The 18,602-nt window shown below is 42.4% G+C and carries 19 protein-coding genes; 15 read left to right on the top strand and 4 right to left on the bottom strand.

Annotation, left to right across the window (positions count from 1 at the left end):
* Window positions 1–10: 10 nt before the first annotated feature.
* Together pepV and dat are read left to right on the top strand one after the other, a co-directional pair.
* Entirely contained in the window at window positions 11–1,429 is a 1,419-nt protein-coding gene (gene pepV / locus NAF01_RS20365; protein WP_250801039.1) for a dipeptidase PepV, read from the top strand.
* An 84-nt stretch (window positions 1,430–1,513) separates the two neighbouring features.
* The gene (gene dat / locus NAF01_RS20360) at window positions 1,514–2,383 is read left to right on the top strand and encodes a D-amino-acid transaminase (protein ID WP_250801038.1); all 870 of its coding nucleotides are present in this window, start codon (window positions 1,514–1,516) and stop codon (window positions 2,381–2,383) included.
* A gap of 50 nt (window positions 2,384–2,433) precedes the next feature.
* On the opposite strand, the gene cysK is transcribed toward dat, so the two are convergent.
* On the bottom strand, window positions 2,434–3,366 hold the full coding sequence (gene cysK / locus NAF01_RS20355; protein ID WP_048010817.1) for a cysteine synthase A: 933 nt from the start codon (window positions 3,364–3,366) through the stop codon (window positions 2,434–2,436).
* Window positions 3,367–3,638: 272 nt separating this feature from the next.
* Between cysK and thpR the strand changes: the two genes are divergently transcribed.
* The 5 genes from thpR (at window position 3,639) to NAF01_RS20330 (ending at window position 9,845) form a co-directional block, all read left to right on the top strand.
* The gene (gene thpR / locus NAF01_RS20350; protein ID WP_250801037.1) at window positions 3,639–4,217 is read left to right on the top strand and encodes an RNA 2',3'-cyclic phosphodiesterase; all 579 of its coding nucleotides are present in this window, start codon (window positions 3,639–3,641) and stop codon (window positions 4,215–4,217) included.
* Window positions 4,218–4,282: 65 nt separating this feature from the next.
* Window positions 4,283–5,260: a nuclease-related domain-containing protein gene (locus tag NAF01_RS20345; protein ID WP_250801036.1), complete on the top strand. Its 978-nt coding sequence runs from the start codon at window positions 4,283–4,285 to the stop codon at window positions 5,258–5,260.
* Window positions 5,250–6,218: a diacylglycerol/lipid kinase family protein gene (locus NAF01_RS20340; protein WP_250801035.1), complete on the top strand. Its 969-nt coding sequence runs from the start codon at window positions 5,250–5,252 to the stop codon at window positions 6,216–6,218. The genes NAF01_RS20345 and NAF01_RS20340 overlap by 11 nt, the downstream gene beginning before the upstream one ends.
* Before the next feature lie 63 nt (window positions 6,219–6,281).
* Window positions 6,282–8,432 (top strand): type I pullulanase, encoded by a 2,151-nt coding sequence (gene pulA / locus NAF01_RS20335; RefSeq protein WP_250801034.1) that lies wholly within the window; start codon window positions 6,282–6,284, stop codon window positions 8,430–8,432.
* A gap of 639 nt (window positions 8,433–9,071) precedes the next feature.
* On the top strand, window positions 9,072–9,845 hold the full coding sequence (locus NAF01_RS20330; protein WP_197213056.1) for a phosphotransferase family protein: 774 nt from the start codon (window positions 9,072–9,074) through the stop codon (window positions 9,843–9,845).
* Between the two features lie 3 nt (window positions 9,846–9,848).
* Here the strand turns inward: NAF01_RS20330 and NAF01_RS20325 are convergent, their stop codons facing one another.
* Window positions 9,849–10,127 (bottom strand): YtzH-like family protein, encoded by a 279-nt coding sequence (locus tag NAF01_RS20325; protein ID WP_250802508.1) that lies wholly within the window; start codon window positions 10,125–10,127, stop codon window positions 9,849–9,851.
* Between the two features lie 221 nt (window positions 10,128–10,348).
* Here NAF01_RS20325 and trmB point away from each other — a divergent pair, with 221 nt between their 5' ends.
* Both trmB and NAF01_RS20315 read left to right on the top strand, forming a co-directional pair.
* A complete protein-coding gene (trmB, locus tag NAF01_RS20320) occupies window positions 10,349–10,987 on the top strand; it encodes a tRNA (guanosine(46)-N7)-methyltransferase TrmB (RefSeq protein WP_250801033.1) in 639 nt (212 codons plus the stop codon).
* Window positions 10,988–11,134: 147 nt separating this feature from the next.
* Entirely contained in the window at window positions 11,135–11,977 is an 843-nt protein-coding gene (locus tag NAF01_RS20315; RefSeq protein WP_048010823.1) for a YtnP family quorum-quenching lactonase, read from the top strand.
* Between the two features lie 46 nt (window positions 11,978–12,023).
* Here the strand turns inward: NAF01_RS20315 and NAF01_RS20310 are convergent, their stop codons facing one another.
* Complete coding sequence (locus NAF01_RS20310) at window positions 12,024–12,338, bottom strand: PepSY domain-containing protein (RefSeq protein WP_048010824.1); 315 nt, start codon at window positions 12,336–12,338, stop codon at window positions 12,024–12,026.
* A gap of 434 nt (window positions 12,339–12,772) precedes the next feature.
* Here NAF01_RS20310 and NAF01_RS20305 point away from each other — a divergent pair, with 434 nt between their 5' ends.
* Entirely contained in the window at window positions 12,773–13,846 is a 1,074-nt protein-coding gene (locus tag NAF01_RS20305; RefSeq protein WP_197213060.1) for a M42 family metallopeptidase, read from the top strand.
* Window positions 13,847–13,900: 54 nt separating this feature from the next.
* Window positions 13,901–14,413, top strand: coding sequence for a DUF84 family protein (locus NAF01_RS20300; RefSeq protein WP_048010826.1), 513 nt, complete (start codon window positions 13,901–13,903; stop codon window positions 14,411–14,413).
* 20 nt (window positions 14,414–14,433) lie between these two features.
* Here the strand turns inward: NAF01_RS20300 and NAF01_RS20295 are convergent, their stop codons facing one another.
* On the bottom strand, window positions 14,434–14,880 hold the full coding sequence (locus NAF01_RS20295; RefSeq protein WP_163142289.1) for a YtoQ family protein: 447 nt from the start codon (window positions 14,878–14,880) through the stop codon (window positions 14,434–14,436).
* 162 nt (window positions 14,881–15,042) lie between these two features.
* Between NAF01_RS20295 and NAF01_RS20290 the strand changes: the two genes are divergently transcribed.
* From NAF01_RS20290 to NAF01_RS20275, 4 genes are all read left to right on the top strand, one after another.
* Window positions 15,043–15,555: a hypothetical protein gene (locus NAF01_RS20290; protein WP_197213065.1), complete on the top strand. Its 513-nt coding sequence runs from the start codon at window positions 15,043–15,045 to the stop codon at window positions 15,553–15,555.
* A 176-nt stretch (window positions 15,556–15,731) separates the two neighbouring features.
* Entirely contained in the window at window positions 15,732–16,754 is a 1,023-nt protein-coding gene (locus NAF01_RS20285) for a PTS sugar transporter subunit IIC (protein WP_197213067.1), read from the top strand.
* Window positions 16,751–17,068, top strand: a complete 318-nt coding sequence (locus tag NAF01_RS20280; protein ID WP_197213069.1) for a thioredoxin family protein — start codon at window positions 16,751–16,753, stop codon at window positions 17,066–17,068. The genes NAF01_RS20285 and NAF01_RS20280 overlap by 4 nt, the downstream gene beginning before the upstream one ends.
* A gap of 163 nt (window positions 17,069–17,231) precedes the next feature.
* Window positions 17,232–18,032 (top strand): DUF1444 domain-containing protein, encoded by an 801-nt coding sequence (locus NAF01_RS20275; RefSeq protein WP_197213071.1) that lies wholly within the window; start codon window positions 17,232–17,234, stop codon window positions 18,030–18,032.
* The last annotated feature ends 570 nt before the right edge of the window (window positions 18,033–18,602 follow it).

Genomic DNA, 18,602 nt, shown 5'->3' with positions numbered 1-18,602 from the left:
AGGCAACTGTATGAACGTATTGGATTGGCAAAAAGAGGTTAATAAGAGAAAAGATGAATTAATAAAGGATACTCAAAACCTTTTGAGAATCAGAAGTCTGCTGGATGAAGAGAATGCAACAGAAGATGCTCCCCTTGGTGAAGGTGTAAAAGAAGCGCTCGATTTCATGCTTGCACTTGGTGAAAAGGATGGATTCACTGTAAAAAATGTCGGCAGCCTGGCTGGTCATCTGGAATTCGGCGAAGGCGAAGAAATTGTTGGAGTACTTTGTCACGTTGACGTGGTTCCGGAAGGAGATGGATGGACAAGCGACCCGTTTGGTGCAGAGATTCGCGATGGAAAGATCTTTGCCAGAGGGGCGATTGACGACAAAGGCCCAACGATGGCTGCTTATTACGCCATGAAAATTGTGAAGGAATTAGAGCTGCCTTTAAGCAAACGGGTCCGAATGATTATCGGAACAGATGAAGAAAGCGATTGGCGCTGTGTGGAGCATTATTTCAAACACGAAGAAATGCCTTCAATTGGATTTGCTCCGGATGCAGATTTCCCAATTATTTATGCTGAAAAAGGCATCTCTGATTTTGATCTTGTCCAAACTGGATACAACGAAGAAGCAGACAGAGAAGTATTGGCAGAGGTTGTCTATTTCCAGGCAGGAAGAAGATATAACATGGTTCCTGATTTTGCAAAAGCCAGTCTTGTGGTTCACCTTGAACATACTGAAGTGGTGCAAAGGTATATTAATTTCCTGAAAAAGACAGAGCTTGAAGGCAAGTATTACATAGATAATGGCGAGCTGATACTCGAACTCCAGGGAATCTCAGCACATGGGATGGAGCCTGATAATGGGAAAAATGCCGGTATACTGATGGCATCATTCCTGGCTTCTCTTCAGCTGGATGAGAAGGCATGCCAATATTTTCAGTTTGTATCACAATACTTATGTGATGATTCCAGAGGAAGAAAGCTTGGCATCGCCTGCACGGATGATATTACAGGCGACTTAACCATCAATGTAGGCAAACTTTTATATACGAAGGAAAATGGCGGCCGTTTAGGCTTTAATGTACGCTATCCCGTTACAAATGATATGGGAGAAACGAAAAACAAGCTTGAGTCTCTAATCGAAAACGAACATTTCAGATTGGAGAATTTCTCAGATGCCAAGCCTCATCATGTGGAAGAAGATGATGTTTTGATTCAAACACTGAAAAAAGTATATGAACAGCAGACTGGCGAAAAGGCAGAGCTTTTATCCATTGGCGGGGGGACATATGCACGCTCATTGAAATCAGGAGTTGCATTTGGCCCGCTCTTCCCAGGCAGGGAAGATGTCGCACATCAAAAAGATGAATATATGTTTATTGAGGATTTGTTAAAGGCTGCAGCCATTTATGCACAGGCGATTTATGAACTTGCGAAATAACTTTGAAACCTGATAGGATGGCTGAAAGGTTTTAAATACAGCTGACAGATAGACATACAAATCAAATACAGGGAGTGTCGGGAAATGGAATATGTCATTTTGAATGGTAATTTGATCGAACGTTCAAAAGCGAAAGTCGATATTGAGGATCGCGGTTATCAATTTGGTGATGGCGTCTATGAAGTAATCCGCGTTTATAACGGAAAAATGTTTACAGCAGATGAGCATCTTGAAAGGCTTCTTGAAAGCGGCAATAAAATAGAGCTGAACATTCCTTATTCCAAGGATCAGCTTAAACAGATGCTTATAGAAATGATTGATAGAAATAATCTTGAACTGGGTATTGTTTATATGCAATTTTCCAGGGGGACGTCTCCTAGAAATCATGCATATCCTGGTGCAGATGTTGCACCGGTGCTTACCGCCTATACCCGTGAAACCACTAGGCCGGTTGAATCAATGAGAAATGGAGTTAAAGCTATTCTGATTGAAGACATCCGCTGGCTGCGATGTGATATAAAGAGCCTGAATTTGCTGGGCAACATCATGGCGAAGCAAAAAGCAGCCCAATCCGGCTGCTTTGAAGCCATTCAGCATCGCGGAGATACGGTGACTGAGGGAAGTTCTTCTAATATAGCCATTGTAAAGGATGGAACACTTTATACACACCCTGCAACAAATTTGATCTTAAATGGCATTACCCGCCGCAAGATCAATGAGATCTGCAGGGAAAATGGAATAGCACTTAAAGAATCAGCTTTTACTAAGGAAGATTTGCTGGCAGCAGATGAAGTCTTTATGTCCAGCACCTCAGCTGAAGTTACTCCGATTATCGAGATTGAAGGAAAGCCGGTTGGTAATGGAAGTCCTGGTCCCATCACAAATAAATTACAGAACCTTTTTGAAGAGGCTATTGAAAAACAGTGCGGCAGCTTGACGGTTAAAATTAGATAATTCTTAAACGAAAGACCCCAGGAATATTTCCTGGGGTCTTTTACCTTAGCTTATTCAAACTGAAACAGATCGCTTGAAAGGTATCTTTCTCCGGTATCGCAGACGATGAATACGACAACATCATCCGGCTTTAGCCTTTTTGCAACCTGGATGGCGGCATAGCAGGCAGCACCTGAGGATGGACCGACTAATATCCCTTCTTCTCTTGCCATTCTGCGTGTGGTATCATATGCTTCTTCATCTTTGATTTGATGGATTTCATCATAAACATCCGTATTGAGAATTTCCGGAACAAATCCGGGACTTGTGCCGACAAGCTTGTGCCTGCCAGGCTTTCCGCCTGATAGGACGGGCGAGCCTTTTGGCTCCACTACATGCACTTCCAACCCCGTATAATGCTCTTTCAGAACTTCACCTGTGCCGGTAATCGTGCCGCCCGTACCTGCCGTGGCAACGAAGGCAGACAGTGGTTTGCCGATTTCCTTCATAGCCTCAATAATTTCGATGGCAGTTGAGTGGCGGTGCGCATCAGGGTTAGCGTTATTTTCAAATTGCATTGGCACAAAGCTGTTTGGAATTTCCTTAGCCAGTTCATTTGCTTTATTAATAGCACCGGGCATTTTGTCATCTCCAGGAGTCAGGACAACTTCTGCTCCATATGCTTTTAAAAGGTTGATGCGCTCTGCTGTCATAGTATCAGGCATAACCAGAATGGCCTTATAGCCGCGTGCTGCTGCATTCATTGCCAGCCCGATGCCGGTGTTTCCGCTTGTTGGTTCAATGATGGTTGAACCAGGTTTTAATTTGCCTGCTTTCTCCGCTTCGATAATCATATTATATGCCGCGCGGTCTTTTACACTGCGGCTTGGATTGTAGAATTCAAGCTTTGCATAAATGCTTGCGCCATTTTCAGGTGCCAGCTTATTTAATTTCACAAGTGGTGTATCTCCAATTAAGTCCGCAAGATTGTTGACAACTTTCATCTGACTCTCCCTTTCAAATATGACTTTATTTAATAACAAGGAAGTTTAATATATAGAACTATTATCTTTGTTATTTTATGTCCATTTGTTTATTTTCATCCTGATAAAGGAAATCTATATCTATCCGTAATATATCCATCATACTAAAACAGACTATTCCAATCAAATCAAAAGGAATTGGATGGATGACAAAAATAAGAGGACAAACAGAAACTATCTGCCAATTTCAACAGATGTTTGTTAAAATAAGTGGAAATATGGAGGAATATCAAGTGTCCAAACAAATGAATGCTCATTTTTTCTTTGCGGTGAAATTGCCGGATGAAACAAAGGAAAAGTTAAAGGAATATATGGAATGTGTAAGTCTCAAACTGCCTTTTAGCCGCTGGGTTCACCATGAAGATTATCATATTACTTTAGCATTCCTTGGATCGGCCCCTGAAGAAAAACTGCAGAAAGCATCCGGGCTTATCGCTGATTCCATCAGAAACGGAAAGACTTTTCCGCTGTACATCAGCAAACTTGGCGTATTCGGAAAACAAGAAGCGCCAAGAATTTTCTGGTGTGGAACACAGCAGGACAAACATCTTCAAGACTTAAGGTTGAAAGTATATTCAGCCTGTCAGGAAGCTGGCTTTAAGTTGGAGACAAGACCGTTTAAGCCTCATATAACCATGGCAAGAAAATGGGCCGGGACAGGTCCATTTCAGCAAAGTCTGCTCGATGCTAACAGTCCTTTTAAAGACGGGCACCTCGAGTTTGAGGCTTCAGAAGTTGTTCTATATCAAACTCATCTGGATAAATCGCCGAAATATGAAAGTATTGCCATCTTTCCGCTTTTGGCGGAATAAAATAATTACATACTTAAACAGTAAATGATAGATAGAAAGTTATTTACGAAAGCAGGGCTAGGAGAATGGGACAGTTAATTAAATTGCAGGATTATGTATCACGTTACCAGCAGGACATTTTTGTATATCCTTCCCGTTTTGTCAGGCTGAAAAAACAGCAGTGGGATAAATGGCATAAAACGTGGGAATCAAATGAATCCTTTACCCCTCGACCCGCGCAGCGTGATACTTCGGGCACAGCGGACTGGTCCGATGAAGAAAAAGAGCCGCTGATGGAAAAAATAAAGGGGTTATTAAAAAGGGGCAGGAATGAAGAATTTGAGCAATATGATCCTGTCGAAAATAAAGTGAAAAAGGAGGAAGATGTGCTTGAATTTGAAGCCTGGTTTGCTGTACGTCCAGAAACAATTGAGAATCTAAAACACCAGTTTCTGGACCAGCTTTACCGGTTCCAGATGAAATGGGCAACCTCCACACTAACGGAAAAATCCTTTCCCGAGAAGCACTACTATTATGATGAAAAGCTAAAATATTTTCTGCAGAGATATCCGGATACGTATCTTGTCATGTATAATCCGATCTTTTTATTGAAAAGGGCTCCTGTTGAAACAGAAATTATTGTCATAGGACCGACAGAGGTATGGTGCATCAGCTTTTTGGAGCAGGAAGATTCAGCGGTATTCACAGGTTCAAGGGATAGATTCTGGACAAAAAAGGGAAAAGGGGAAGAAAAAAAAGTCCTGAATCCGCTGCTTGCATTAAATAGAACAGAAAAAATTATCCGAAAAATATTTGAAATTCATTCTATTGAATTGCCGGTTAAAAAAGCTGTACTTACACGAAATGGCTATATTGATTATCCTGCAGCACCGGCAGATGTACAGCTGGTCGAGAAAAGGACCTATGATCAATGGTTTCAGGCAATGAGAAGTCAGCGTTCTCCCCTCAAGCATGCTCAATTAAAAGGAGCACAGGCACTGCTTCAATATTGCCAGACTGCATCAGTCAAAAGACTGGAGTGGGAGAATCGGAATGAATCCTGAAACGTTCCACGGGGATAATCCACTTATGTTCATTATTAATCCGCAGGCGAAAAATGGTTATTGCCTGAAAGTCTGGGGAAAGGTTGAGCAGAAGCTGCAAGAGGAAAATATCTCTTACTCTGCCGTCAGGACAGAATACCGCGGCCATGCCAGGGAATTGGCAAAGATTTATATAGAACAGGCAGGCGGACAAAGGTTGTATCTTGTTGCTGTGGGCGGAGACGGAACGGTTCATGAAGTGATGAATGGCGCGGCGGGTCATCAGAATGTGACTGTCGGGTTTATTCCGGGAGGGTCCGGGAACGACTTCTCGCGGGGCTTTGATATCCCTAAAGACCCGGAGGAATCTTTAACCGCAATACTTAAGGGAATTAGTCATTCTGTGAAGGGCGATATCGGAATGATTAGACACACAGATGGGAAAACAACATATTTTATTAATAATATGGGTGCAGGATTTGATGCACTGATTTCCCGGAAAGTAAACAGTTCAAAGATCAAGGGTATCTTGAATCAGCTTTCTCTGGGCAAATTTGTATACGCTCTCTTTCTTATAAAAGAGCTGTTTTTCTATAAATGCTCTGATCTTGAAATCATCATTGACGGAAAAAAACATCAAATAAGGTCAGCCTGGTTTATCACTATTTCCAATCAGCCATTCTACGGAGGCGGTATGAAGATTTCTCCGGATGCAAACCCCTTTGATGGAATTCTAAATGTTACGGTAGTCCACAATATATCCAGGATTAAACTTTTGTTTGTATTTGCCTCTGTCTTCAAGGGGAGACATATAGGATTTAAAGAAGTCGCAATCCTGCAGGGCAGAAATATCAGCATTCGTTCTTCACACCCCATCCCTGCCCACGCAGATGGCGAGATTCTGGGCAGCACACCGATTTCAGCATCTATTTGCCCGGAATTCATTTCAATAATTAAAGGATATGTTAAAGAAGGGTGATGACTTTTAGGAGAGAGCTGCTCTTAAATTACCGTCCTACTAAGCAAAGGAGCTGAGTTCGGAATGATAACGATTGAACGGACTTTTAATGCATACCTGGATGAAATGCACATCATTACGATTCTACTTCCTTTCAGCTATCATCAGGGACGTTCTTCCGGGTTCTCTCTCCTTTCAGACGTGGAGGAAGAGTTTCCTGTAGACATATTGCAAAGCAACCCGATTGAGGACGCCGTTAAATATACATGCAAAATAGACCATGATGTGGAATTCGGGAAACAATATTGGATAGTGGATGAACATGGCGGAAAAACAGACCTGCAAATCGGAGCGGTCATTCGAACAAGTGATTTTGATAAGAAGTTCTATTATGACGGACCTCTAGGTATATCATACAGCAAAGAAAAAACGTGCTTCAGGCTCTGGGCTCCGACAGCCGCAATGGTAAAGCTGAAGTTAAAAGGAGCATTGGAGGGGGAAGCGGAGCTTTTTCCAATGACAAGAGGCGAGAGGGGAGTCTGGAGCTGTGAAGCAGCCGGCGACCTCGATCGTTTTCTTTATTCTTTCCTGGTATGCATTAACCTGGAGTGGAAAGAAGCTGTAGATCCATATGCTGTGTCCTCGGCTATGAATGGTGAATATGGGGCTGTCGTCAATCTGGAAAGTACAAAAATAAAGAAGCCTGAGCTTCCACCGCTCCATCAGCCGACAGATGCTATCATATATGAAACACATATTAGGGATTTTACCATCCATCCAGGGAGCGGGGCACAACAGAAAGGCCTTTATCTGGGAGCGGGCGAGAAAAACACTGTTGGCAGTGATGGGGAGCCGACATGCCTGTCATATGTCAAACAGCTCGGTGTAACTCACATTGAGTTTCTGCCTGTCCATGACTTTGAAGGTGTAAATGAAAAAAGTCCAAAAGAAGAATACAACTGGGGTTATAATCCGCTCCATTTTAATGTCCCGGAAGGAAGCTATTCTTCTGATCCCCTGGATCCGTATTCACGGATTAGAGAATTGAAAGCTTTGGTTCAGGCTGTTCATTCCCAAGGGCTTAGAGTCATAATGGACGTAGTCTACAACCATGTATATATTCGTGAGCATTCTTCTTTTGAAAAAATCGTACCGGGCTATTTCTTCCGACATGATCAATATGGAATGCCTTCAAATGGCACCGGAGTTGGAAATGACTTTGCTTCTGAGCGCCTGATGGCCAGGAAATTTATTGCTGATTCCGTATCATACTGGATGAAGGAATATCAAATTGATGGTTTCAGATTTGATTTGATGGGTATCCTCGATATCGAATCGATGAATGAGGTTCGCAGAATTTCGGAATCAATTGACCCTGCTGTCATTATCATTGGAGAAGGCTGGGATTTGAATACCCCTATACCGGAAGACCGGAAAGCAAGCATCCGCAATCAGGAAAAGCTGCCGGGAATCGGCCAATTCAATGACTGGTTCAGAGATTCCATCAAAGGCAGCACCTTTAATTTATATGATAAAGGATACGCGTTAGGGAATGACCATTACTATGATGCGGCAAAGCAGGTATTGGCCGGAAGCATTGGCCTTGAAAAAAAGGAGAAAGGCATCTTCCTTTCCCCATCGCAATCAGTAAATTACGTGGAATCCCACGATAATCACACTCTATGGGATAAAATCCTGGTTTGTTCTGAAAATGCGGATTCGATTACACAGCAAAAAAAGCACCGATTGGCAACCGTAATGGTACTCCTGTCACAGGGAATTCCATTTCTGCATAGCGGGCAGGAATTTTATCGGACCAAAGGCGGGAATGGAAACAGCTACCGGGCTCCAGACTCCATCAATCAACTGGACTGGGAGAGAAAATCACGTTATTTCAATAATGTTGAATATATTAAAGGGATGATCAGCATTAGAAGGTCAATTCCTCTTTTCAGGCTTGCCGATGCAGAATTAATCCGGAATTCCATGCGGTTCATGGATATTAAAAAACCGCTAATTGGATATGTCTTAACCAGCTCTGATCAAAATGCCGGGTGCAGCCGCGCAGCAGTTATTATCAATCCTTCAGCGACGGAAGAAGAAATTCTGCTTCCGGACGGGGATTGGGACCTTATTGCAGATGAATATACCGCCGGCAATTCCACAATACGCAAGATAAGCACCAGATTGACAATTCCGCCAATAAGTTCATATGTGCTGGTTTGCAGAAAATAGAAATAGGCTGCTGCTTTTTTCTGCAAACATTACCCTCAATTAGAAAATACTGATATAAACACCTGAAAAAACATCATTTTTCCTGATGATATTCCGTAAACCTAAATAGATGCACTTGACGAAAAAAGCCAGTAAGAATAAAATTTATAAAGATGGCTATTGTGAGGAACTTACATCAATAGCTCTTTTTTTTATTTTTAGTTCCGTTACATTAGTGGTTTTATATTTGCTGATTACCTTTGTGCATTATTGGTGCTTTACTTAATTAACCTGATAAACAGCTATATTTGCAAAAATGCATTATAGTTGTATAGAACATAACATTACTAAGCAACGGCCTTTTTATCGGCCATGGCAAAATAAGTCTTGATGCAAAAAACAGGGCTTATTTTTCAACTCTTAATTATTTTTACTTCGAGAATTGTCTAGCTCCAGCGCCTACCCCCTCGAGGTCACAAGCCAATCCTCCCAAAAGGCAAAGAACGCCTTTCTGGGAGGCTCGTCTTGTGCTTGGGGCCCACAGGATGTGGGTCATGCAGACGTTGCCACAGGACGTGGCGAACTTAGTCTGCGTTCATATGGGTGGGCAAGGCGCTTGCGCTTTTCTACAATGGCTTATTAAATTGCAGGTGAACAATTTTGGAACATTTATTTGGACATGACTGGGAGATTGTTCCCGCCGGAGGGGCAACAGGGGAAGCTTTTTATGCAAAGAACGATGAGCAGAGGCTTTTTCTTAAAAGAAACTCTTCTCCTTTCCTGGCGGTTCTATCTGCGGAAGGAATCGTCCCGAAACTTATCTGGACAAAAAGAATGGAAAATGGGGACGTTATAACTGCCCAGCAATGGCTTAATGGACGGGAGCTGAAAGCTTCTGACATGAACCGGGAAAGCGTGGCAAAGCTTTTGAGGAAGATCCACTCTTCAAAGCCGCTGCTTGGTATGCTGACAAGAATGGGGAAGTCTCCGCTGCAGCCTGAAACTCTTCTGCATTTGATAGAGGAAGAGCTGGACTGTGATTTGAAGGAGCAGGCTGCTGTTATTCAGTCGGTCGATTTCCTTAAAAAAGAAGTTTCGCATATCCGCTGTGAAGAAAATACGGTGTGCCACTGCGATGTGAATCATAACAACTGGCTGCTTGCGGAAAACAACCAGCTGTACTTGATTGATTGGGATGGAGCCATGATAGCAGATCCCGCCATCGACCTGGGCATGCTGCTATATTGGTACATTCCTAAAGAAGAATGGCCGAATTGGCTTGAGCGGTATGGCATTCAATTGACAGAGGATTTGCTGCTCCGCATGAAATGGTATGTGATTGCACAGACTTTGACATCTATCCAATGGCATAAAAATAAATTCAGATTCCAGGAAATGGACAAGTGGCTTTCTTACCTGGATGAGCTTCTTTGAGATTTACGAAAATTGATCAATATCCTGTACCCATTGTGATAAATCATTCTGATGGGATTCAATGTGGGTATCCAATTGGGAAGAATTGATTCCATGCTGACTGTATTCATAAATTTCTTCTAATACTGTTTTTACGTTTTGATTAATGTTTCCGTTGATCATTAATGATTTAACCAGGCGTTCCAATTGTTCACATTCTGAAATAGAGCCACAGCAATCTGTCTGATGATTGCTTAAAATATCTTTTAATAAATTTAATTGATCGTGGTGTCCAAGCGGCATGAAAAACACCCTTTCTTTTGAATCTGAAAATAAGTGCAAAAGGAATTCACTTTTAGGTTGTGGATTCCTTTTTTATTTATTCATGCGGGGATGTAATTTAAGTGTTTAAATGCCATTAGGTTAAACTGCAGGCAAGGGATAAACCAATTTAAAAAATAAAGTTGCATCACAGTGATGGGCATGATATTGTTTGAACGATATTAATTTTTAGGAGTGTCAAAATGCGACAGCGAAATAAACCCTGGGCAAAGGATAAATTAGCCGAATATCCTCAATACGTAATTTCAGAACCTGAAAAATATAAAGGAAAGTGGAAGGAAGCATTCGATAAAGATCAGCCCCTTCATATAGAAATTGGGACAGGAAAAGGCCGCTTCATAACTGGTATGGCAAAAGCAAACCCGGATATTAACTATATTGGAATTGAGCTGGCTGAAAGCGTGATTGTCACCGCACTGGATCGTATCATTGAGGAAGAGCTTCCAAATATAAAGCTTTTGAATGTAAACGCAAATGATCTTCGGGACTACTTTGAAAAAGGCGAAGTCAATCGTGTCTACCTCAATTTTTCAGATCCATGGCCGAAGAAGCGTCATGCAAAACGCAGGCTGACTTATAGAAGCTTCCTGGATATTTATGAAGATATTCTTGTGGGTAAGGGAGAAATTCACTTCAAGACCGATAACCAGGGACTGTTTGAATCTTCTCTTATGAGTTTTTCCGATTATGGCATGCTGCTGACATTTGTCAGCCTCGATCTTCACAATAGTGACTTTGAAGGAAACATCATGACCGAATATGAAGAAAAGTTCTCATCAAGGGGAAGCCGTATATTCCGGTGTGAAGTGCAATACAGATAATTGAGTCTATCCATATGGATAGACTTTTTATTTTTTGTATTTGCGCATAAATAGTTTAAATATTTCTATAAGTAAGCGCTTAAATGTTATGATGTGGTAAAGGGAAAGTGAGCGCTTGCTCAGAAATCATAACTGGAGGGGATTTTCATGGAAACATTGAAGTTAAATAACTTAAAGCTGTCCTGGCTTCGCGGCGGTGTCACATATCTTGACGGCGGAGCCATGTTTGGAGTAGTTCCGAAGCCTTTGTGGTCAAAAAGATATCCATGCAATGAAAGAAATCAGATCGAGCTGAGAACAGATCCCATTCTTATTCAATTTGAAGGTAAGAATATTTTAGTCGAATCTGGTCTGGGAAATGGGAAACTGAATGAAAAACAGAAGAGGAATTTCGGAGCGCTTGAAGAGTCGTTTGTTGAACAGGATTTAGCGAAGCACGGTTTGTCTCCAAGGGATATCGATTATATCCTTATGACGCATCTTCATTTTGATCATGCCTGCGGACTGACGAAACCGGAAGAAGGAAAGTTCTCTTCAGTATATCCTAACGCCAGAATCATCGCATCACGGGTGGAATGGGAGGAAATGAGAAATCCTAATATTCGCTCAAGAAATACATATTGGAAGGAAAACTGGGAGTCCATTCAGGATCAGGTGGAAGTTTTTGATGGGGAGTGGACACTCGGCCCTATTAAAATGGTGCATACAGGCGGCCATAGTGACGGACATTCCATCCTGGTTATAGAAGATGAAGACGATACCGTCATTCATATGGCTGATATCATGCCAACACATGCCCATGCAAATGTTTTATGGGTCCTCGCTTATGATGACTACCCGATGGATTCCATCAGCGCCAAGGAAAAATGGATGGAATACGGGATGAAGAAAAATGCATGGTTCACTTTTTACCACGATGCTTTCTACAGGGCAGTCAAGTGGGATGAAGCAGGAAATATTGCTGAAAAAGTGGAAAAGCAAAAAAGCTAAAAAATCCCCATCCGGGGATTTTTTAATACAACTCGGCTGCTGGCGATTAATGCAGCGGGAAGACGTCCAAAATGGTTCCAGTCTCTGCATCAGCAATGAACTCATACTGCTCGGCTTCCTCACCGGAAAATCTTGAAATGCCGCCCTTATAGACCTGATATTTTAAATGTCCCTTTTCATAAGGTTCAGCTTTCATTTGAATCCATGAACCACTAATCGGACCTTCCTGCTTAAAGGCATCCTTTGCATTAGCTAAAGCTTTTTCCGGGGAAACAGAAGTTTTCTGCGAAAGCAATTCCCTTGCTGCGTATCCGCTTGCCAAACCAACTCCTACACCTAACATAAAAGATTTCCAATTCATAATTGCACCTCCCCAGGCTGATGATATAAGCAATTCATTATTAAAATTTTCTGTTTTCCAAATCTATCTTACCAAAAATAGGCTGGAACTAAAATAAATATTGCATTTCGTCAGTCGAAATTTCCTGGCTGAAATGGTGGAAAGACGTATGAAAGTTCTGTAAAATAAGATCATCGCAGTCTAACGGGCAGTAAGACCCCCGCTTCAAATCTAAGATGAATTAAAGGAGGATAAGTGAGGGTCAAACTGCCCGTAAAGGCCCGAAAAACGAACAAAGACTAAGAACGCCACGTCCTGTGGCAACGTCTTTGTGACCCACTTCCTGTGGGCCGCAACTAACAATCAGCAGGGAGAAAAGCACTCCCCACTGATTGAAGTTTCACTTTATACATATCTGCATAGACAATCTATTGATTGAAAAAGGAGAAGAATAAATGAACGAAAAAACTTTGCAGCTTTTTAAAACATTGACAGAGTTGCCGGGGGCACCTGGAAACGAGCATTTAGTCCGGAAATTCATGCGCGAACAAATCAGCCAATATACAGATGAAGTTGTTCAGGATAAGCTGGGGGGCATCTTCGGAGTTAAAAGAGGGGATGAAAGCGGCCCGACTGTAATGGTAGCAGGACATATGGATGAAGTGGGATTCATGGTCACAAGCATTACAGATAATGGCATGATCCGTTTTCAGACACTTGGAGGCTGGTGGAGCCAGGTCTTACTGGCACAAAGAGTACAAATTATTACAGATCAGGGACCTGTGACAGGAGTTATCGGTTCCATTCCTCCGCATCTTTTAGACGAAGCAAAGCGCTCAAAGCCGATGGAAATAAAGAATATGCTGATTGACATTGGGGCGGATGACCGTGAAGATGCCAAAAGAATAGGCATTAAGCCAGGACAGCAAATTCTGCCTATCTGTCCATTCACACCAATGGCGAATGAAAAGAAAATACTGGCGAAAGCTTGGGATAACCGTTACGGATGCGGCTTGGCTGTGGAGCTTTTAGAGGAAGTCCAGAATGAAGCTCTTCCCAATATCCTTTATTCAGGAGCAACAGTTCAGGAAGAGGTTGGCTTAAGAGGTGCACAGACAGCAGCGAATATGATCACTCCTGATATTTTCTTTGCGCTGGATGCAAGCCCTGCCAACGATATGACAGGGGATAAAAACGAGTTCGGGCACTTAGGCAAGGGAGCTCTGCTGCGAATACTTGATCGTTCAATGGTAACGCACCGGGGCATGAGGGAGTTTGTACTGGATACAGCCGAAACGAATAACATCCCATATCAGTATTTCGTCTCACAGGGCGGAACAGACGCCGGAAAAGTTCATGTATCCAACGAAGGTGTTCCCAGTGCAGTAATCGGCATTTGCTCCCGCTATATCCACACACATGCATCCATCGTGCATGTCGACGATTATGCAGCGGCAAAAGAATTGCTTGTTAAACTTGTAAAGTCTTGTGACCGTTCAACAGTAGAGACAATTCGTCAAAACAGTTAATCAGATGAGACAGCAGGTGCTGTCTCTTTTTCCTGTCAAAAGAAAGGAGCATTTATGAAAATCATCATTGGTTCAAAAAATCCTGCAAAGATTTCGGCAGTACAGGCGGCCTTTAGTGATTATGAAGCAGACATTATGTCCGAAGATGTGCCCTCGGGAGTGAATGATCAGCCATTTTCTGATGAAGAAACCATTAAAGGGGCCATTAACAGAGCTTTTGGAGCACTTGAAATATCCGGAGGTCAAATCGGCATTGGGTTAGAGGGAGGTGTGCAAAAAACAGAATATGGGCTTTTTCTCTGTAACTGGGGGGCTCTGGCGGAAAAAGAAAAGCCTCCGATTATTGCAGGCGGAGCAAGGATTCCTCTTCCTGATGCTGTTGCAGAAAGGCTATCAGCTGGCGAAGAACTGGGCCCTGTCATGGATGATTATGCACAAATAGAAAACGTCCGTAAAAATGAAGGAGCAGTTGGAATTTTTACAAATGGGCAGATTGACCGTGCTGCCATGTTCTCGCATGTCATGAAACTTCTTATCGGGCAATATGAATATAGAAAAAGGGGATAGCATAGCGCTACCCCCTTTTTTTATTCGGTTTCAAAGATGTACGACAAAACTTTCAATGCCTGGCTGACAGTTTCAACAGTAACATTTGCTTTGCTTGAAAGCTCTTTTAGAGGGTGGTGAAGTTCCTTTGGACGGATAAGGATCAGCGGCTTTCCAAGTGCGGCAGCTGCGCTTGCATCCATGGCGGTGTTCCATTGCTTGTACTTCTCACCAAATAATGCAATCACCAGATCTGATTTTTGCATTAGAAGCTGTGTTCTTAAGTTATTAATGCCTGAAGCAGCTTCATCTCGAAGTATTGCATCCGGCTGCGTCCCGAGAATTTCCTCTCCAATCATGTCAGAACGGTCATGATTTTCCATTGGACCTGTAAAATGAACAGGCAGCTGTAATAATTTTGCTTTTTCCTTTATTTCATTGCGCCAATTGGAATGTATTTCACCTGCTAAATAGACGGTTATTTCCATTCTTTTTCCTCCTTTATGCAATATTCTTATATTTTAACATTTCTTCTAGGAAGTAACGCAGTGAAAAGGCTGCCAATCCTGATATGAAGGGTTGTCAGACTATTGAGAAGAAATGTATGATAGGGAAGGATATGAGAATCCATGCAAGGAGGGGACAATAGAATGAGTAAAAGATTCACCGCAGCCTTGCTCTTATTTATTTCATTTATACTGCTCAGTGCCTGTTCAGCATCGTTGGAAGAAGAGCAAACCGCCGCAAAGAATGCTGCAGAGGAAGCATTTAACCAATCACCTGAAAAGACCAATCATAAGTTTGAAGATATAGAATATTATTTGCCTTTCGGCTATGAAGTAGAAGAGGAAAGCCCAAATAACATCATCTTAAAAAATGGTTCGAAACGATACATCCTTTTTTACAACCAGCATGAAGATTCGGACAGCAAGATTGTTTATGATGCTACCTTAAAGCAGAAAGATGAATTTGAAGTTAAAGAGACGTTTACAAAAGAGGGACATAATGGCTTCCTATTAATTAACAGCGGAAAGAAAGACGAACATGAATTGGTCGTTGGGATTGGAGGCGTAAAATTATCAACGCAGGCTAAAACCAGAAATTTATCCTCTGACGCCGCTGCGATGATGGAAATAGCCAATTCTGTTCAAATGAATAACTAAAACGAGGGGCGCTGCCCTTCGTTTTTTTGTTTTGTCTTAATAAGCAGCTGAATCTTTAATTTATATAATAGAAAGCCCCTGACAAAAGAACAATAAAAATACAGAAGATTTTATATTACAAGTGTCTTTACATATGTTATCTTATAAATGCAGAACTTTTACATAGGGGGAAAATTATGAGAGCTTTCCTGAATCGAAAAGGGGTTACCCTTTCAGCTAAAGTTTATTTTATAGATGCACTGAGCAGCATGGCGCTGGGCTTGTTTGCTTCGCTGATCATCGGGCTGATTATTAAGACAATTGGGGAACAGACTGATATCAAATATTTGCAGGAAATGGGCCTTCTGGCAATGGGGCTGATGGGGCCTGCCATTGGAGTGGCAGTTGCATACGGACTGAATGCACCGCCGCTGGTTGTCTTTTCAGCCATCGCAAGCGGGGCTGCAGGCGCGGCTCTCGGGGGGCCGGCAGGGAGCTTCGCTGCAGCCCTTATTTCCACGGAACTTGGTAAATTGGTCAGTAAGGAAACAAAAGTGGATATCATTGTAACACCGCTTGTAACCATTGCATCGGGTTATGTCGTATCTACACTTATTGGACCCGGAATTGACTTTGGGATGAAAAGCTTTGGCAGCCTGATCATGTGGGGAACCGAACAAAGGCCGATCCTCATGGGTATCATCGTCGCGGTATTAATGGGACTTGCCTTGACGGCTCCCATCTCTTCAGCTGCCATTGCGCTTATGCTTGATTTGCACGGAGTTGCAGCAGGAGCTGCCACAATTGGCTGTGCAGCACAAATGGTCGGCTTCGCTGTGAGCAGCTACAGGGAAAATAAAATGGGCGGTTTAATTGCGATAGGAATTGGAACATCCATGCTTCAGGTGCCTAATATTATTAGGAACCCTCGCATCCTTATTCCGCCTACAATCGCAGGTGCGATCCTCGCACCGTTTGGCACGACCATCTGGCTGATGGAAAACAATGCTGCAGGGGCAGGGATGGGTACAAGCGGGCTTGTTGGCCAGATTATGACTTTTACCACGATGGGCTTTGGCCCGGACGTTTGGATGAAGGTCATCATCTTGCATATTATTGGACCCGCTCTCATCAGCCTGATATTATCTGAATATATGAGGAAAAAAGGCTGGATCCAATATGGAGACCTACATATCAGCACAGGGGGCGGAAGGAAATGAAAAAATTGGAATCAATAGAGCAATTTAACGAGATGCGCAGCAGCGGGAAACACATTTTCATGTTTTCAGCAGACTGGTGTCCTGATTGCCGGGTGATTGAACCGGTATTGCCTGAAATTGAAGCAAAATATAGGGACTATAATTTCGTTTATGTAGACCGCGATCAATTCATTGATCTTTGCATTGAGCTTGATGTCTTTGGCATTCCGAGCTTCATTGGATTCAGGGATGGTCAGGAGCTCGGCCGCTTTGTCAGCAAAGACCGCAAAACTCAGGAAGAAATCGAGAACTTTATTCAAACTCTGGAAAACTAGGCCTGGCAATTATTTGATAAAACAGCTTCAGCGCCTGCCCCCTCGATTTCAGTGGCGGGCAAGTCACTTCCGCTTTTATGCCCTCCTGCATCTTTTTTGAGCAGGAGGGTTTATTAGTGTAAAATGATAGTCGGAAATCAATCCCCAAAGGAGGGGCTTATATATGAAAATGGATAGCAGGAAAATGAAAAATGAATTGGAGCAGCGCTTAGCAAAAGAGAACCGAACTTTCTCTTTTGACAGGGAAAAAGATCAGCTTAGAATAGAAAATAAGAACACGGGAAAGGGGATTACCATCTCTCTGCCGGGCATTATAGCTAAATGGCAGGAGCAAAAGGAAAAAGCGATTGACGAAGTCGTTTATTATGTGGAAGAAGGCCTGGAAGCAATGGTGGAGGATGCTCATTTATCCGGGCATGAAAAAAACATTTTTCCGGTCATTCGATCAACCTCTTTTCCGGGTGAATCACAGGAAGGCGTTCCTTTTCTGACAGATGAACACACGGCTGAAACCCGGATCTATTATGCCCTTGACCTCGGTAAAACGTATCGACTTATTGATGCACAGCTAATGGAAAAAGAGGGCTGGAATCCGGAAAGAATTAAAGAAACGGCTCTATTTAATGTAAGATCTCTCTCGACAGATATGAAATCGGATACTGTAGCAGGCAATACTTTCTATTTCTTAAATAAGAATGATGGATATGATGCAAGCAGGATACTGAATGATTCGTTCATTAAAGAAATGAGCAGGAAAGCAGAAGGAACCATGGCAGTGGCAGTTCCGCATCAGGATGTATTAATCATTGCTGATATTAAAAATGAAACAGGCTATGACGTTCTCGCCCAGATGACTATGAGTTTCTTTGCGAGCGGAAGAGTGCCCATTACTTCCCTATCATTTTTATACGAAAATGGAGAGTTTGAACCCATATTTATTTTGGGTAAGAATAAAAAGAAATAGCTTTTAAAGGCCACTTCAATGTGGTCTTTTTTATTGGCTGTTTTCGCAAGGTTTGTTGCTAATTGTATATTATTTACTGAGTTGATTGTAGCGGAAGGGGCGAGATCCTCGAAAATGCCTTCGCATTTTCTTCGTGCGGTGTTTTACTCAAGAAAGTATATTCAAAGTCCTGAGGGAGTAGCGGGACAGGTGAGACCCCGCAGACGCGCAGCGTCGAGGATGCTCAGCGCCTGCCCACGGTTCGCTGAGCATCCTGGAGCGGAAATAAACGGGCAGCATTGATAGGTGAAAATACAACAATTCATACGAAAAGAGTCTTTTTGTTAACCGTGCTGATCCATTCTGAAAAAAGGGAAATAAACCCCCAGGAGTGATTATTTGTTTTCGAATTATATAACAATCAATTATTTCTATTAAAAAGTAAAACAGAACTGTGAAAAAAGTCAGATGTCTGTACAAATAAATCTTTTAACTGCTCTGAGTCGAAAGTATGTCTGCAGCTCTTCGTTTGTTTGTAAATTTACCCATTCTGCCTTTAAAAGGACTCATTCTCGGATTTCTTATTCAAAA

Origin of the sequence: Cytobacillus firmus (genome assembly GCF_023657595.1) — a bacterium.
GTDB classification, from domain to species: Bacteria; Bacillota; Bacilli; order Bacillales; family Cytobacillaceae; genus Cytobacillus; species Cytobacillus firmus_B.
This window is presented reverse-complemented; position numbering and strand designations above follow the sequence as displayed.

What these genes read in the sequence shown, in the direction of transcription:
- NAF01_RS20340 (WP_250801035.1), top strand. Translation starts at nt 5,250, where the DNA reads ATGAATCCTGAAACGTTCCACGGGGATAATCCACTTATGTTCATTATT.
- NAF01_RS20290 (WP_197213065.1), top strand. Translation starts at nt 15,043, where the DNA reads ATGAGTAAAAGATTCACCGCAGCCTTGCTCTTATTTATTTCATTTATA.
- NAF01_RS20280 (WP_197213069.1), top strand. Translation starts at nt 16,751, where the DNA reads ATGAAAAAATTGGAATCAATAGAGCAATTTAACGAGATGCGCAGCAGC.
- NAF01_RS20295 (WP_163142289.1), bottom strand. Translation starts at nt 14,880, where the DNA reads ATGGAAATAACCGTCTATTTAGCAGGTGAAATACATTCCAATTGGCGC.
- NAF01_RS20345 (WP_250801036.1), top strand. Translation starts at nt 4,283, where the DNA reads ATGGGACAGTTAATTAAATTGCAGGATTATGTATCACGTTACCAGCAG.
- pulA (WP_250801034.1), top strand. Translation starts at nt 6,282, where the DNA reads ATGATAACGATTGAACGGACTTTTAATGCATACCTGGATGAAATGCAC.
- NAF01_RS20310 (WP_048010824.1), bottom strand. Translation starts at nt 12,338, where the DNA reads ATGAATTGGAAATCTTTTATGTTAGGTGTAGGAGTTGGTTTGGCAAGC.
- NAF01_RS20315 (WP_048010823.1), top strand. Translation starts at nt 11,135, where the DNA reads ATGGAAACATTGAAGTTAAATAACTTAAAGCTGTCCTGGCTTCGCGGC.
- dat (WP_250801038.1), top strand. Translation starts at nt 1,514, where the DNA reads ATGGAATATGTCATTTTGAATGGTAATTTGATCGAACGTTCAAAAGCG.
- NAF01_RS20285 (WP_197213067.1), top strand. Translation starts at nt 15,732, where the DNA reads ATGAGAGCTTTCCTGAATCGAAAAGGGGTTACCCTTTCAGCTAAAGTT.
- pepV (WP_250801039.1), top strand. Translation starts at nt 11, where the DNA reads ATGAACGTATTGGATTGGCAAAAAGAGGTTAATAAGAGAAAAGATGAA.
- NAF01_RS20305 (WP_197213060.1), top strand. Translation starts at nt 12,773, where the DNA reads ATGAACGAAAAAACTTTGCAGCTTTTTAAAACATTGACAGAGTTGCCG.
- trmB (WP_250801033.1), top strand. Translation starts at nt 10,349, where the DNA reads ATGCGACAGCGAAATAAACCCTGGGCAAAGGATAAATTAGCCGAATAT.
- NAF01_RS20300 (WP_048010826.1), top strand. Translation starts at nt 13,901, where the DNA reads ATGAAAATCATCATTGGTTCAAAAAATCCTGCAAAGATTTCGGCAGTA.
- NAF01_RS20325 (WP_250802508.1), bottom strand. Translation starts at nt 10,127, where the DNA reads ATGCCGCTTGGACACCACGATCAATTAAATTTATTAAAAGATATTTTA.
- cysK (WP_048010817.1), bottom strand. Translation starts at nt 3,366, where the DNA reads ATGAAAGTTGTCAACAATCTTGCGGACTTAATTGGAGATACACCACTT.
- NAF01_RS20275 (WP_197213071.1), top strand. Translation starts at nt 17,232, where the DNA reads ATGAAAATGGATAGCAGGAAAATGAAAAATGAATTGGAGCAGCGCTTA.